The organism is Chelativorans salis (genome assembly GCF_025336525.1).
Lineage (GTDB): Bacteria > Pseudomonadota > Alphaproteobacteria > Rhizobiales > Rhizobiaceae > Chelativorans > Chelativorans salis.
The window spans coordinates 972,731-988,052 of the sequence record NZ_JAOCZP010000001.1; the positions used below are offsets into that span (position 1 = coordinate 972,731).

General features: G+C 66.2%; 12 protein-coding genes. 6 read left to right on the top strand and 6 right to left on the bottom strand.

Annotated features, from left to right (window positions below):
• Nucleotides 1–5 precede the first annotated feature (5 nt).
• Entirely contained in the window at nt 6–2,411 is a 2,406-nt protein-coding gene (locus N5A92_RS04615; RefSeq protein ID WP_260900694.1) for a PIG-L family deacetylase, read from the bottom strand.
• On the bottom strand, nt 2,405–3,649 hold the full coding sequence (locus tag N5A92_RS04620; RefSeq protein ID WP_260900695.1) for an ROK family transcriptional regulator: 1,245 nt from the start codon (nt 3,647–3,649) through the stop codon (nt 2,405–2,407). The genes N5A92_RS04615 and N5A92_RS04620 overlap by 7 nt, the downstream gene beginning before the upstream one ends.
• Nucleotides 3,650–3,841: 192 nt before the next feature.
• On the opposite strand from N5A92_RS04620, the gene N5A92_RS04625 reads away from it, so the two are divergent.
• The 6 genes from N5A92_RS04625 to N5A92_RS04650 are packed head-to-tail and all read left to right on the top strand — an operon-like array spanning nt 3,842 to nt 10,395.
• Nucleotides 3,842–5,095 (top strand): extracellular solute-binding protein, encoded by a 1,254-nt coding sequence (locus N5A92_RS04625; RefSeq protein WP_260900697.1) that lies wholly within the window; start codon nt 3,842–3,844, stop codon nt 5,093–5,095.
• Between the two features lie 19 nt (nt 5,096–5,114).
• A complete protein-coding gene (locus tag N5A92_RS04630; protein WP_260900698.1) occupies nt 5,115–6,050 on the top strand; it encodes a carbohydrate ABC transporter permease in 936 nt (311 codons plus the stop codon).
• A 5-nt stretch (nt 6,051–6,055) separates the two neighbouring features.
• Nucleotides 6,056–6,907, top strand: a complete 852-nt coding sequence (locus N5A92_RS04635; RefSeq protein ID WP_260901002.1) for a carbohydrate ABC transporter permease — start codon at nt 6,056–6,058, stop codon at nt 6,905–6,907.
• A gap of 1 nt (nt 6,908) precedes the next feature.
• Nucleotides 6,909–8,420, top strand: a complete 1,512-nt coding sequence (gene argH / locus N5A92_RS04640) for an argininosuccinate lyase (RefSeq protein WP_260900699.1) — start codon at nt 6,909–6,911, stop codon at nt 8,418–8,420.
• Nucleotides 8,420–9,490, top strand: a complete 1,071-nt coding sequence (locus N5A92_RS04645; RefSeq protein ID WP_260900700.1) for an ABC transporter ATP-binding protein — start codon at nt 8,420–8,422, stop codon at nt 9,488–9,490. Before argH ends, N5A92_RS04645 begins: the two co-directional genes overlap by 1 nt.
• Nucleotides 9,491–9,492: 2 nt before the next feature.
• Nucleotides 9,493–10,395, top strand: a complete 903-nt coding sequence (locus tag N5A92_RS04650; protein WP_260901003.1) for a carbohydrate kinase family protein — start codon at nt 9,493–9,495, stop codon at nt 10,393–10,395.
• A gap of 104 nt (nt 10,396–10,499) precedes the next feature.
• Here the strand turns inward: N5A92_RS04650 and N5A92_RS04655 are convergent, their stop codons facing one another.
• Genes N5A92_RS04655 through N5A92_RS04670 form a run of 4 tightly spaced genes read right to left on the bottom strand, consistent with a single transcriptional unit; the run spans nt 10,500 to nt 15,200 of the window.
• Nucleotides 10,500–11,837, bottom strand: a complete 1,338-nt coding sequence (locus tag N5A92_RS04655; RefSeq protein WP_260900701.1) for a pyruvate dehydrogenase complex dihydrolipoamide acetyltransferase — start codon at nt 11,835–11,837, stop codon at nt 10,500–10,502.
• Between the two features lie 2 nt (nt 11,838–11,839).
• Entirely contained in the window at nt 11,840–12,838 is a 999-nt protein-coding gene (locus N5A92_RS04660) for an alpha-ketoacid dehydrogenase subunit beta (protein WP_260900702.1), read from the bottom strand.
• On the bottom strand, nt 12,838–13,869 hold the full coding sequence (locus N5A92_RS04665) for a thiamine pyrophosphate-dependent dehydrogenase E1 component subunit alpha (protein ID WP_313958381.1): 1,032 nt from the start codon (nt 13,867–13,869) through the stop codon (nt 12,838–12,840). Before N5A92_RS04665 ends, N5A92_RS04660 begins: the two co-directional genes overlap by 1 nt.
• Nucleotides 13,870–13,871: 2 nt before the next feature.
• Complete coding sequence (locus N5A92_RS04670; RefSeq protein ID WP_260900703.1) at nt 13,872–15,200, bottom strand: NAD(P)H-dependent oxidoreductase; 1,329 nt, start codon at nt 15,198–15,200, stop codon at nt 13,872–13,874.
• Nucleotides 15,201–15,322: the final 122 nt, after the last annotated feature.

Here is a 15,322-nt window from a genome sequence, read left to right on the forward strand (position 1 = left end):
TTGCTCTAGCGCGGGGAGATGACCGGCTGCACGAGGTTGGCCATGAGGCGGAAGGCGCCGGGGACGAGCTTGTCGAGCTGGTGGTGTAGGGCGAGGCTCGTGTGGGTGTGCTGGCCGTCGTCGACGCGGGCGGTCAGCAGCGAACCCTTCAGCGGCGCCTCGCCGGCGTCGTGCATGGCCAGGAGCGGCGTGTAGGCGCCGTCCCATTCGGAGGCGAAATAGAGGCCGCGCTCCTTGTCCCAGCCTGCAAAATCTTCCGCATCGATGGTGTTGGGGCCTTGCAACAGGCTGTGATCCGGGGCGAGGAACGCGACGGGCGAAGCCGGCTGGGTGACGCGCCAGCGTAGCGACGGCGTGCCGATGACGAGGCGGCGCGGCGGGGTTCTGTCGGGCAGCCAGCCGTCGCGGGGGCGGTGATAGAGGGTGACGAGATGGCCGCCCCCTTCCACCCATTCGTGGAGCCGCCGCGTGGCGGCTGCGAGGTCGGGGCGCAGTCCGAAGGCGAAGATACCGACGACGATGGTGGTGAAGCGGCCGAGATCGCCGCGGAGGGCCGCCTCGTCCAGATCGGTCACGTCGAGCCCCATGCGCTTCAGCCAGAGGCCGACGCGGTCGGCGCCGCCGCCCACGTAGCCGATCCGGGCGCCTTCCGGCAGCCGCAGGTCGAGCGCCAGGACATCGAGGTTCTGCGGAGCGATGAAGCGGGTGCGGCCGATGTGAGGATAGGTGATGGGGGTCTGGCGCCAGGCCTGGGCGCCGTTGACGGTCGCCGGGAGGGTGTAGCGGCCGGGGCCAAGGTTTGGGGCGATGTCGATCTCCAAGCCGTCGGCGGTCGGCGTCGCTGCGATGCCGGGGAGGCTTGCCAGATCGAGCCAGGCTTCGACGCCTTCGACGCGGGCGCGAATGGTGGCCCGCTCCGGCGCGGCGTGGGTGGAGACGACCAGCGCATCGGGCGACAGGACCAGCGAGTGGGCGGGCACGATATCGAGCGGCTGCTCCGGATCCATGAAGATTTTTATGTTGCGGCCGCCAATTTCGGCGGTGAGCGCGACGCGGGCCGTGCCGCCTCCCAGAAGGCTGGAGAAGGCGGGCGGATAGGCATTGGCGACCGGAGCGTCCGGCGAAACCTTCAGCGGGAAGCAGGTGACGGGACCCTGGCGCGCCGGAGTGCCGCTTGAGATGTGGTCCGGCAGGACGGGGGTGATGTCGACGGCGCTGGGCACTTCGGTAGGCGTGAGATGCACGTGGAGGGTGCCGCAGCCGCCGGGGGTGAGCGCAGCGGGTTCCGCCCATACGGTGGCCGTTATGCCGGCCGCGACAGCGAGTGCGGCGTCGATCTCGGCAAGCTTGCGGGCCAGGCGGTGGCCGATGCGCTCCTTCTCCTCTTCCGAAAGGCGAGCCTGGGCAGTCTCGATGTGGCGTGCGGCGGCGGCGAGGGCCGGGATGATCCCAGCCTGGCGCGGGAAGGCTTCAAGCGCTTCGTCGATGCGGGCCCGGGCGGCGCGAAGCTCGGCTCCGGTTTCCCTGCCGAGGCCGGCGGCGAGGTCGGTGAGCGTTGCCGGCAGATGGTCGCGGATGTCGGTCTCGGTGCCCTTACCGCCGCGCTTCAGGTGCAGGGACCACGTGCTCTGCGGCTCGGGGCGCCACTCGCCCATGCCCTGGGAGGCGTGGCAGGCGCGTGACCATTCGCCGATCTCGTCATAGGCGGCACCCGTTGCCATATCGACGCCAGGGGCGCTGACGGTGACGGTTGCACCCGGCGGCGGGACCTCGTCATCGTAGGTGCCGCCGCCGCCGGACCAGGCAGGGAGGTAATATTTGCCGACTTGCCAGGGGGTGAGGCCTTCGGCCAGATGCTCCGGATAAGCATTCGGGTCGGCGGCGCGTTTGACGGCTTCTTCCGCGGCTTCGGTCATGGCGCGGTGGTGGCCATGCTGGCCGGGCACGTCGAGGAAAGTGGGGATGACGATGTCGGGCCGTTCGGCGCGGTAGGCGCGCACCAGGCGCTCGACGATGCGCTCGCGCCCCCAGCGCGAAAGCGTATCCTTGCCGTTCTTGGAAAAGCCGAAGTCGTGCACCGGGTCGTCCGGGCCGTGGCCGAGCCACACGATGTCGCCGTCCAGCGTGCGTGCTGCCTCCTCCATCTCGCGGGTACGCAGGACGCCCAGCGCGCCCGCGCGCTCCAGCCCAAGTCTATTCTGACCGCCCTCGCCGCGCGTCGAGCAGGCGACGATGACGCGCATGCCGAAGGCGAAGCGAAATGCCGCCAGCATGCCGCTTTCCTCGTCGTCGGGATGGGCGCCGGTATTCATGACGGTGAGCGTTGAGGTTAGCCGGCTCAAGGCGCGGTGCAGCTCGACCAGGGCAGGACGCTCTTTCCGTCGTTGCAGGCGCTCGCGGGCGGTCAGCATGGGGGCGTGTCCTCGTGTTGCGGGTGTTGAGCGACGCTCAGATGCGGTGAGACGGTGTCGAGCAGCGGCAGGGCGGCGGCACCGAGGGCGGCCGTCAGCTGCCCGGTCTGACCGCGGATGACGCGCGGCAGCGCGCGCGCGCTGCGCGTGGCGACGGAGACCGGCAGCGGCTCCAGCGCTTCGATCACCGCGTCGAGCACGGCATCGGGAAGGCCGCCGCCGAAGATGATGGTCTCGGGGTCGAAGATGTTTTCCAGCATTGCCACGGTGGGTGCGAGATAGTCTGCGGCCTCGGCAATCCAGTCCATCATGACCGGGTTGCGGGTGTCATAAAGGTCTTGCAGCGCATCGATGGTTGCCGCCTCGTGGCCGGCCGCGGCCAGGCGCTCGCGCAGGGCGAAGACGGAAGCGAAGCGCTCCAGCGCGCTGTCGGGGCCGTAGGTGCCGTGGCGGTTGCGCGGGGCGATGCCGATGTGGCCGATCTCGCCGGCATTGCCGAAAGCGCCGCGCAGCGGCCGGCCATCCTGGATAACGCCGAGGCCGAGACCGACGCCGAAATAGAGGTAGCAGAAATTGGTGATCTGGCGTCCGGCACCGTAAAGCCGCTCGCCGACGGCGGCGGCGGTGGCATCGTTGTCGAAGGACACCTGCTCACCGGTCGCCTGAGCGATCAGCGGAAGGGGGTCGACGCCGGTCCAGCCGGGTAGCGTGGCCGGACCGACGGAACTCATGCCTTCGATCTCAAAGGGACCGGGCATCACCACGCCGATGCCCAGCAGGCGCTGGGTCGCCCTTCCCAGCGTGCCGCGCAGGCTCTCGATCTCCCGCGCGACCCGGCCGGGGACATGCCCCGGATCGGTGTGCTCCAGCGGGCTGATGGACTGGGCCTTGAGGCCGCCCGACAGGTCTAGCAGGACGGTGACGATATGATCGGCGGCGACCTCGACCCCGGCGGTCAGCGGGCCGTCCGGGTTGACGGCGAACTGAATGGGCGGCTGTCCGCGCCCGGTGCGCAGGCGGCCCAGCTCGATCAGCAGGCCTTCCTCGGTGAGTTCCTGGACGATATTGGCCACCGCCTGCGGCGTGAGGTGCGCGTGGCGGGCGATCTCGGCGCGGCCGAGGTGGCCGTTGGTGCGGATCACTTCCAGCACCACGCGCCGGTTATGCGCACGGTTGCGCTCGGGATTGCTGCCGATCGCCCCGCGCCGGCGATGGATGCCCTTTCGCCGAATGTCCATGCGACGCTCTCCGAGGCTTCAACTCCACCGGCAGGCTATTTTCCCCGATAGAATAACTCAAGTAGATTATTTTATTGACAAGCACGGCTTGCTGCGATGACCTTGAGGCTTGGAACGGCCGGACTGCCGTTTCGAAGGGGAATAATCCGCCGCGGCCGATGGGAGTCGACGGCGAGCACAAGGAGGATTGTAATGCGCAGCAGGACAAGGCTCGCCGGGCTCGTTGCCGGCATCAGCTTGCTGGCCATGGGTTCGGCACAGGCGGTCGAGATCGAATATTGGCAATACGTCTTCGACAGCCGGGTGAAAGCGATGGACCAGCTCATCGCCAATTTCCAGGAAGCCAACCCGGATATCACCGTTAAGCACGTCACCTTTCCTTATGCCGACTACCAGACGCGTGTCGTGGCGGCGAAGGTTGCCGGGCAAGGCCCGGACGTGGTGCAGCTCTTCTATGGCTGGCTCGATAACTTCGTCGCCGGCGAGCTGATCCAGCCGCTCGACCCGGAAGTCTTCCCGCACGAAGAAATCGAGAGCGAGTTCTTTCCTATCGTCTCGGCGATGAAGCGCGACGGCGACTATTACGGCCTGCCGACGGCCGTGCGCTCGCTGGCTCTGTTTTACAACAAGGCGCTGTTCGAGGAAGCTGGGCTCGACCCGAACAAGCCGCCGCAGACGCTCGATGAGCTTGTCGAGGCGGCTAAGGCCACCGTCAAGCACGACGGCAGCGGCAACATCACCTCCGAGGGCATCACCGTCGAGATGGGCGGGCAAGACCACCATTGGTGGCGTGAGGTGCTGGTCCGTCAGTTCGGCGGTGAGCCCTATTCGGAGGACGGCACGAAGGTCGCCTATGACGACGAGGCAGGCCTTGAGGCGCTGAAGTTCCACAGCGGTCTGCAGACCGAGCTCAATGTCGGCCAAAACGGCTTCATGGACGAAGGCCAGGCCGCCTTCCGCGCCGGGCTCGCGGCCATGACCATCGACGGCACTTTCCGTCTCGGCTCGTTTGCCGAAAACCCTTTCGAATGGGGCGTGGCCGAACTGCCCGCCAATGCCGACGGCATGCGCTCCAACTATTCGAGTTATTTCGCCAATGCTATCGGCGCTCTTGCCGAGGGTGAGGAGCTGGAGGCCGCGCAGAAATTCCTCGCTTACATCTCCTCGCCGGAGGCGATGGAAATCTGGCTGGAGACCGTGGGCGAGCTACCGGCGCGCAAGGAGGTGGCGCTGACGGAGGAGAATCTTTCCGATCCCACCTACGGGCCGTTCCTGCAGGGACTGGAATACGCCCACACGACGCGTTTCGTCGATGAAGCCGCGCAGCGCCAGGCGATGATCGACATGGAAAACCGCATCTTCCTCGAAGGGCAGGATCCGGCGGAGGCGCTGGCGCAGGCCGCGAAGGAAGAGCAGGCCATCCTCGACAAGTTCTACAACAAGTAGAGCCACAGAGGCCGTGGCCATGACATCGGTCGCCACACAGCCAGGCCCGGCGCCTGACGCCGGGCTTTGGGACCGCCTATCGATCCGTACCAAGCGGGTGCTGTGGGCCTGGGCCTTCCTCACTGTGCCGATCATCTTTTATGCCGGCATCCGGTTCTACCCCACATTCCAGGCCTTCTGGCTGTCGCTGACGGACTGGGACCTGTTGAGGCCGGCGAGCTTCATCGGCCTTGACAATTACAAGACGCTTTTCTCCGACCCGCTGTTCTGGCGGGTCTTCCGCAACACCTTCGCCTACCTCATCATCGGCACGCCGGCGAGCCTGGTGATCGCCTTCGTGGTCGCCTACTATCTCGACCGAGTGCGCTTCATGCACGGCTTCATCCGGGCGCTCTATTTCCTGCCGTTCCTGACCACCGCTGCAGCGATGGCCTGGGTGTGGCGGTGGTTCTACCAGCCGGTGCCGATCGGCGTGATCAACGGATTTCTGCAGACGGTGGGCCTCCCCGCGCAGCCATTCCTGCGCTCGGTCGACCAGGCGCTGCCGGCCATCATGGTGACGGCCATCTGGGCGGGGCTCGGCTTTCAGATCATCATCTTCATGGCTGGCCTGCGCGCCATTCCCACGACCTACTACGAGGCAGCGCGCATCGACGGTCTAGGGGAATGGGCGATCCTGCGCAAGATCACGCTGCCGCTCCTCAAGCCCACAACGGTGTTTCTCGTCGTCTTCTCCTCGATCGGCTTCCTGCGCATCTTCGATCAGGTCTATAACATGACGACCAACGACCCCGGCGGGCCGTTGAACTCGACCAAGCCGCTGGTGCTGATGATCTACCAGACGGCGTTCTCGTCCTACGACATGGGCTATGCAGCCGCGCAGACGGTGGTGCTGTTCACCATCCTGCTCGTCGTCTCGCTCATGCAGCTCTGGGTGCTGAGGAACCGCGCATGAGCACGATGGCCGTCCCCACTACCGAGCTTGCCGCCAACCGGCGCGACATTCGCCCCGGCCGCATCATCACCTGGACGCTGCTTCTGATTGGCGGCGTCCTTATGGTCACGCCGCTCCTCTACATGTTTTCGACTTCGCTGAAGTCGGCGGGGCAGGTCTACGACCTGCGCCTCATCCCAGCGCAGCCGACGCTCGACAACTATATCGAGGTGCTCTCCGACGGCCGCTTCCTGCGCTGGTTCGTGAACTCGACGCTGGTGGCGGCGGCGGTCACGCTCTCCAACGTCTTCTTCGATAGCCTGGTGGGCTATACGCTGGCGAAGTTTAAGTTCCGCGGCCGCTACTTCATCTTTCTCGCCATCCTTTCGACGCTGATGATCCCGACCGAGATGCTCGTCATCCCGTGGTATCTCATGTCGAGCCAGCTCGGATGGCTCGACACCTACTGGGGTATCATGTTCCCCGGCATGATGACGGCCTTCGGCACCTTTCTGATGAAGCAGTTCTTCGAGACGGTGCCGGACGACTTTCTGGAAGCGGCGCGCGTCGACGGGCTCAACGAGTTCACCATCTGGTGGAAGATCGCCATGCCGATGGTGACGCCGGCGATCTCGGCGCTTGCCATTTTCACGTTCCTGGGCAACTGGACCGCCTTCTTCTGGCCGCTGATCGTCACCACCAGCCGCGAGCTCTACACGCTGCCGGTGGGGCTTTCGAGCTTTGCGGTCGAGCAGTCGATCCAGTGGGAGATGATCATGACGGGGGCCGCACTTGCCACCATTCCCACGCTCATCGTGTTCCTGGTGCTGCAGCGGTATATCGTGCGCGGTGTCATGCTGGCGGGGCTGAAGGGCTGAGATGAGCGACGACCCGCGCAAGACCGACAAAAGCAGCTTCCCCGATCCGGTCTACAAGGAGACGGTGCTCAAGCCTCTCTTTGACGGCGCCAAGGCGCATCATGTCGAAGGCTTCCGCGCCATCGACCGGGCGCATCTCGTGATGCTGTCGGAGACGGGGATCCTGAGCGACGAGCAGGCGGCGGCGATCGCCAAGGCACTGATTGAGATTGACCGCGATGTCGACGTCTCGAAACTCGCCTACACTGGCGAGGTGGAGGATTTCTTCTTCCTGATCGAGAAAGAGTTGAAGGCGCGGCTGGGACCGGATTTAGCCGGCCGGCTGCATACGGCGCGCTCGCGCAACGACATCGACCACACGCTCCTCAAGCTGGCGCTGAAGGAGCGGATCGATGTGCTGCTGGACAAGGCGCAGGCGCTGCTGGAGGCACTGATGGAGGCGGCCGAGCGCGAGAAGGAAACGCTGATCGTTGCCTATACCCATGGGCAGCCGGCGCAGCCAACGACCTTTGGCCACTATCTCTCGGCCGTCATCGAGGTGCTGACGCGCGATATAGAGCGCGTGCACGAGGCGCGGAAGATCGTCGATCTGTCGCCGATGGGGGCGGCGGCCATCACCACGTCGGGCTTTCCCATTAACCGGGCGCGCGTGGCGGAATTGCTGGGCTTTTCCGCGCCGCTGGAGAATTCCTATGGCTGCATCGCGGCGGTGGACTATGCAACCGCCACCTATGGAGCGCTGGAGCTGATGTTCCTGCATCTCGGCCGGCCGATCCAGGACTTGCAGTTCTGGACGAGCTTCGAGGTGGGGCAGGTCTATGTGCCGAATGCGCTGGTACAGATCTCCTCCATCATGCCGCAGAAGCGCAACCCGGTGCCCATCGAGCACCTCAGGCACCTGGCGAGCCAGACGTTCGGGCGGGCGCGGGCAATGCTCGACGTGATGCACAATACACCGTTCACCGACATGAACGATTCGGAGGGCGAGACGCAGGCGATGGGGTACCAAGCCTTCAAGAGCGGGTATCGGGTGCTCGACCTTCTCGCCGCCGTCGTTTCGCAGATCAGGATCGATCCCGCGCGGGTTGAGACAAATATCCGCCGCTCCTGCATCACCGTCACCGAGCTTGCCGACAGTCTGGTGCGCCGGGAGGGATTGTCCTTCCGCGAGGGGCATGAGATCGCGGCGGCGGCGGCGCGCGCGGTGGTGGCCGTGGATAGGGATTTGGCGGCGGACGGTTATGCGGCTTTTGCCGAAGCCTTCGCCAACGCGACGGGGCGGGCGACGGCGATTGATGAAGTGATGTTTGCCGAGCTGGTCTCGCCCGATTATTTCGTCGCCGTTCGCACCCGCTTTGGCGGGCCGGCGGCCGAGCCGCTTGGTAGCGCGTTGGCTGGATACCGGGAGAAGGCGCGGGGCTTTGCCACGCGGGCGCGGGAGAACGCCGAGCGGCAGGCGGAGGCGGCGCGGCGGTTGCAGGAAGAGTTCACCGCATTGACGGAGCGAAGCTGATGGCGCGGATCGAGCTTAACGGTCTCACCAAGAAATACGGTCAGGTGCTCGCCGTGCAGAGTATCGATCTTGCCATCGACGATGGCGAGTTCGTCGTCTTCGTCGGCCCGTCGGGCTGCGGAAAGTCGACGACGCTGAGGATGATCGCCGGGCTGGAGGATATTTCCAACGGCGTGTTGAGGATCGCTGGCGAGACGGTGAACCAGCGCGAGCCCAAGCAGCGCAATGTGGCGATGGTGTTTCAGAACTACGCCATCTATCCGCATATGACGGTCGGCCGGAACATCGGCTTCGGGCTCTATACCTCGAAGCTTTCGAAGGCAGAGAAGCAGGAGCGCATCCTGGAGACCGCGCGCATCCTGGGGCTCGAGGACCTGCTCGACCGGCGGCCGGCCGCGCTTTCCGGCGGTCAGCGCCAGCGCGTGGCCATCGGGCGGGCGATGGTGCGCGATCCGGTGGCGTTTCTGTTCGACGAGCCCTTGTCCAACCTCGACGCGCAGCTGCGCTCGGCGATGCGTATCGAGATCAAACGGCTGCACCAGCGGCTCGGCACCACGGTCGTCTATGTAACGCACGACCAGGTGGAGGCCATGACCATGGCCGACCGGATCGTCGTGATGCGCGACGGGCGCATTTTGCAGGTGGGCACGCCGGTGGAGCTCTACGAGAACCCGGTCGACGTGTTCACGGCGCGCTTCATCGGCAGCCCGGCGATGAACCTGGTTCCCGGCCGGATCGAGGATGGGGTGCTGGCGCTTCCGGGAGCGAAGCTTTCCGGCATCGATGCAAGCGAGATGTCCGGTGGGGACGTGCTGGTGGGTGTGCGCCCGCACGATCTGGTGATCAGCGACGGGGGTGGCGATGGCCTTGCCGTCTCCGGCCTCGTCACGGCCGCCGAACCCTTGGGTTCAGAAACGCTCGTGCATCTCGATATCGCCGGTACGGAGGCCATCGCGACCGCGCCGGGGAGGGTCATTCCGGCGGTCGGCAGTACGGTGAAGGCGGTCGCCGCGCCCAGTTCGCTCTACCTCTTCGACGCCAAGACGGAGCGGGCGTTGGGCCGGCTATGATGTTGCAGAAAACAGACCGCGAGGCCATCGTCAGCCTCGGCCGCATCTATTGCGATTTCGTCTTTACCGGCCTTGACGGCATGCCGCGGCTCGGCCGCGAGCTTTTCGCGGAGGAGATGACGCTGGCCGCCGGCGGGGGCGCCTTCATCACCGCCGCGCATGGCGCCGCTCTCGGGCGGCCCACGGCGCTGGTGGCGCGGCTTGGGACGGACGCGCTCTCGCAGGCGATCGAGCCGCAGCTGGCGCTGCCGGGCATCGATCTGCAGTTTCTCGATCGGCATCCTTCCGCCGGGCCGCAGGTGACCGTGGTGATGGTCGAAGGCAAGGATCGGGCGTTCCTTTCCCGGCGTGCCGGGCCGGCGGAGCCGGCTACTCTTGCCGCAGCGCTTTCCTGGCCAATGGCGCGGCACCTGCATATCGCCGAATATGCGACCCTTGCCGAGATGCACGACGTTGTGCGCCAGGCGAAGGAGCGCGGCCTTTCCGTCTCGCTCGATCCGAGCTGGGACGACACGCTTATCCGCGATCCGTCCTTCCTCGATCGCTGCGCCGGGGTCGATGTGTTTCTGCCCAATCTGGAGGAGGCACGGGTGCTGACGGGGAGAGAGCCGCCGGAAGAGGCGCTTCAGGCGCTGTCGGCCCGGTTCCCGCTCGTGGCGCTGAAGCTCGGGGCCGAGGGCGGGATGCTGAGCGTGGGCGGCGAGGTTTGCGTGCTTCCTGCCCGGAAGGTTCGCGTTGTCGATACGACCGGTGCGGGGGATGCGTTCAATGCCGGGCTGTTGGATGCTTGGCTTGACGGCAGGAGCCTCGAGGCCTGCCTTTCGGCGGCAATCGCCGCGGGCACGCGCTCCGTGCAGGCCGCCGGCGGGGCTGCTGCGGTGTCGTCCTCGGTCAGGGCGAGCTGAGGCGAGCGAGCGCTTGCTGGGGTGGAGTCTTTCTTCGGCTTTGCCGGACCCCGAACTCGCATCATTTTCCCCCCTTCGACGAGCTCAGGGGGGATGGAAAGGTGCTACACCAGCATCCCAAACGGGTTCTCCACCAGCCGCTTGAAGGCGGAAAGCAGTTCGGCGCCGAGCGCCCCGTCGACGGCGCGGTGGTCGGTCGACAGCGTCACCGACATGATGGTGGCGGGCTTGATCTCGCCGTCCTTCACCACCGCCCGCTCTTCGCCCGCGCCGACCGCCAGAATGGTGGCGTGCGGCGGGTTGATGACGGCGGCAAAGTCCTTGATGCCGTACATGCCGAGATTGGAGACCGCCGTCGTGCCGCCCTGATACTCCTCCGGCTTCAGCTTGCGGTTCCTGGCGCGGGTCGCGAGATCCTTCATCTCGTTGGAGATCGCCGACAGGGTCTTTGCCTCGGCCCGGCGCACGATCGGCGTGATCAGCCCGCCGGGAATGGCCACAGCCACCCCGACATCGGCATGCTTGTGTTTGACCATGGCGCTCTCGGTCCACGAGGCGTTGGCGTCAGGCACGGCCATCAGCGCCAGGGCCATGGCCTTGATGATGAAATCGTTGACCGACAGCTTGTAGGCCGGCTTCTCGCCGTCCTCGGTCTTGACCATGGGGGCGGCGGCATTGAGCTGCTTGCGGAGCGCCAGCAGCGCGTCGATCTCGCAGTCCAGCGTCAGGTAGAAGTGCGGGATGGTGGACTTCGCCTCGACCAGGCGGCGGGCGATGGTCTTGCGCATGCCGTCGTGGGGCACGAGCTCGTAGGAGCCTTCCTCGAAGAGCCTCAAGACCTGCTCGTCCGACATGGGCTTGGGCGCCGGGGCCTCGGGCGCCCGGGCGGCGGGCGCTTTCGCTGCGCCGCCGGAAATCGCCGCCTCGACATCGGCCTTCACCACGCGGCCGCGCGGGCCGGAGCCGGAGACGGCGGCAAGGTCGATGCCGGCTTCCTTGGCAATGCGGCGGGCGAGTGGAGAGGCACGGACGCCCTTTCCTTCCCCCTTGCGGGGAGGGTGGACAGCCGCCGTAGGCGGTTGGACGGGTGGGGGTGGTGAAGGTCGCGCGCCTTCCTCGGAAGTCGGCACGCGATCGCCACCACCCCCCTCCGCCCGCTTCGCGGGCACCTCCCCCGCAAGGGGGGAGGAAGGTGTGGCTTCGCCTTCCGCGTAAATCCACGCTACCGCCTGGCCGACGGGGATATCCACGCCCTCCTTGCCGGAGATATCGCCGACGATCCCGCCTGCCGGGGCGTCGATCTCCATGGCTGCCTTGTCGGTCTCGATCTCGAACAGGAGGTCGCCCTTTTCGACGGCCGCGCCTTCCTCGACGTGCCAGCGCGAGATCCGCCCTGTCGCCATGTCCATGTCGACTTTCGGCAGGATGACCTCCACGGGCATTGCTAGCGCGCCCCTCTCACGAGATCGCGGGCGGCGGCCACGATGTCGGGCACCTGGGGCACGGTGGCCCTTTCGAGTTCCGGGTTGTAGGGGATTGGCGTTTCGGCACCGCCCAGGCGGACGATGGGTGCGTCCAGAAAGTCGAAGGCGTCGCTCTCGGCGATCATGGCGCTGACCTCGGCGCCGATGCCCAGTGTCTTGACGCCCTCGTAGACGGTGAGCAGCCGGCTTGTCTTCTTGACGCTGTCGATGACGGTCTCGCGGTCCATCGGGCGGACGGTGCGAAGGTCGACGACCTCGACATCGATCCCCTCCCCTTCCAGCGCTTTCGCCGCCTCCAGCGCCTTGTGCACCATGATTGAGGTGGCGACGACGGTGAGATAGCGACCCTCGCGGCGAATCTCGGCCTTGCCGATGGGCACGGTGTAGTGCCCCTCCGGCACAGAACCCTTCATCTTGTAGAGAAGCTTGTGCTCGAAGATCATCACCGGGTCGGGATCCTCGATCGCGGCGAGAAGCATGCCCTTGGCATCGTGCGGTGTCGCCGGCTGGATGACCTTGAGGCCGGGCACGTGGCCGAGCCAGGCTTCAAGGCTCTGGCTGTGCTGGGCCGCCGCGCCCGTGCCGGAGCCTGCCGGAAAGCGCATGACGACGGGCACCGAGACGGCGCCTCCCAGCATGAAGCGCATCTTGGCCGCCTGGTTGACGATCTGCTCCATGGCGAGCGTGGCGAAGTCGGAGAACTGGAATTCGAAGATTGGCCGCATGCCGGTGACGGCAGCACCCACGGCGACGCCGGCGCCGCCGAGCTCGGAAATGGGCGTATCCATCACCCGCTCTTCGCCGAAGCGGTTGACGAGATCGCCCGTGACCTGGAAGGCGCCGCCATAGACGCCGATATCCTCGCCCATCAGGAAGACGCGCTCGTCCGCCTCCATGGCGAGCGCCATGGCCTCCTGGATCGCCTGTGCGTAGCTCAGTTCACGCAGCCGAGCGACCATTACGCGGGCTCCGTGTAGACGTATTGCTCGAGGTCGGTGGTCTCGGGAGACGGGCTTTCCTTGGCAAATTCGATGCCTGCCGCGATCTCCTTCGCCGCTGCCGCGCGCACGACGTCGATCTCGTCCTGGCCGAAAATGCCCAGCGCCTTCAATTCGGCCTCGTAGAGGGCGATGGGATCGCGGTTGGTCATCCAGTCCTCGATCTCGTCCTTTGTGCGGTAGCGGTTGCGGTCACTCTTGGAGTGGCCGCGATAGCGGTAGGTTTTCGATTCGATCAGCGTCGGCCCCTCGCCCGCCCGCGCGCGCTGGACGGCCTGGTGGGAGGCCTCCGCCACATCCGACAGCACGTTGCCGTTGACGATCACGCCCGGCATCGAATAGGCGGCCGCGCGCTCTGCGATGTCCTTTACGGCGGTGGAGCGCTCGGCGGAGGTGGACATGCCGTACTGGTTGTTCTCGCACACGAAGACGACCGGCAGCTTCCAGATGGCGGCCATGTTGAGCGCCTCGTGGAAGGCGCCCTCGTTGTTGGCGCCGTCGCCGAAGAAGCAGACGACGACCTTGCAGTTCTTGAGCTGCTTGGCCGAGAGCGCGGCGCCGACGGCGATGGGGATGCCGCCGCCGACGATGCCGTTGGCGCCGAGATTGCCCTTCGACACGTCGGCGATGTGCATGGAGCCGCCGCGGCCGCGGCAATAGCCCGTGGTCTTGCCGAAGAATTCGGCGAACATCCTCGCTACGTCGGCGCCCTTGGCGATGGAGTGGCCATGGCCGCGGTGGGTCGAGGTGATCTGGTCGTCGTCGGTGAGCGGCAGGCAGATGCCGACTGCACTAGCCTCCTGGCCGATGGACAGATGCATCGTGCCGTGGATGAGGCCGCGCATGTAGGACTCTTCCGCCCCCTCCTCGAAGAGGCGGATGAGATGCATCTTGTAGAGGGCCTCTTTCAGGGCGTCCTTGTCATGGTGACGGTAGAGGAAGGGCAGGTTGGCGCCGGCCTCGGCCGCTCCGGCGCTTGCGCGCGTCGCCATGGTCAGCCTCCCGTGGTTTCGATAACGAGCTCGTCCTGCCTTGCGCGCAGTTCGGCTATCTTCGAGCCGGGCGCGAGAGCGGCATTCGCGTGGGTGATGAGCTCGCCCTTGGCGATGGGCGCCGTGACGGAGCCGCCCTGGAGGAGGCCGCAGGGAACGGCGTTGGCGCCGCGCGCCTCCTCGGCCGTCATGATCCAGGCGCGGTAGCAGTATTCGCCGATGGCATCGAGCGTGTCGCCGGGCTTCAGGTCCTTCTTGGCCACGGCACAGACTTCCGCCACGGGGCGCGACAGCGGCACCATGTCGGCCTTGCCATAGAGGACGACCCGGGCGCAGGTGAGCGGCACTTCCAGCGAGGTGAGATGGTAGGGGCGGTGGAAGGTGAAATAGGGACCCTTGCCCATCTTCAGGTCTTCCATGCGCTCCGATATGCGCGGATGCGACATGTCGGCGACCACGAAGACGCCGGGGGCGACGCCCTTGCCGATGGAATAGTCGACGACGCCGATGCGAGAGAGTACGCCGCCATCCTTCTGAGGGATCAGTGTCGAGGAGAGCTCGCCCAGCGTGGCGGCTGGACCGTGCATACCGGGCTTGTCCGGGACGAGGCCGGTGGCGTTGGCAATCGCGGCCATCTCCACCATCGTCTTGGAGCCGTCGACGAACTCGACCAGCATGCGCGGGTTCATGTTGCGGCGCTCGGCCTCTTCCCGGTAGGCATCGGGCGTGGCGTCGATGTTGAGCGGGTTATTCTTGCCCTTGCCGGCGGCGACGATGGGGTGGCCCATGGCGGAGACGAATTCGATCAACTCCATGCAGGAGGACGGCTCGTCGCCGGCGCCGAGCGAATAGGTGACGCCCAGGCGGTCGGCCTCGCTTTTCAGGTAAGCGCCGATGGTGACGTCGGCCTCGACGTTCATCATGACCAGATGCTTGCCGTGCTCCATGGCGCGGAGGCCGATCTCGGCACCGACGGAAGGCACGCCGGTGGCGTCGACCACCACGTCGATGAGATCGTTGCCGATGACGAGATCGGCGTCCGCCGTCGCCGCAACCTTGCCCGCCTCCATGGCCTCGCTCATCGCGGAAGCGCTGGAGACCTCGAGCGCATGGCCCGCTTCCCGATAGGCGATGTCGACGGCCCTGGTTGCGGCCGGCAGGTTCAGTTCGGCGATGGCGCCGATCTCGATGCCCGCCATGTGGGCGACGCGGGTGACGATGTCGGTGCCCATCTCGCCGGAGCCGACGAGGCCGATGCGGATCGGCCGGCCGGCCTTCTCCCGCTCCGCGAGATCGCGCGCAAGCCCGATCAGGGCAACGTTCGTGGCCATTCTGTCAGTCCTCCCGGAAACTGCGTGGTTCCCTCCTGACTATGGAACATATGTTTCAATGTCAATACGATTGTCCATATTGTAGGTAGATGCACGCTGGCGTCGCTGCGCCCGAAACGGCG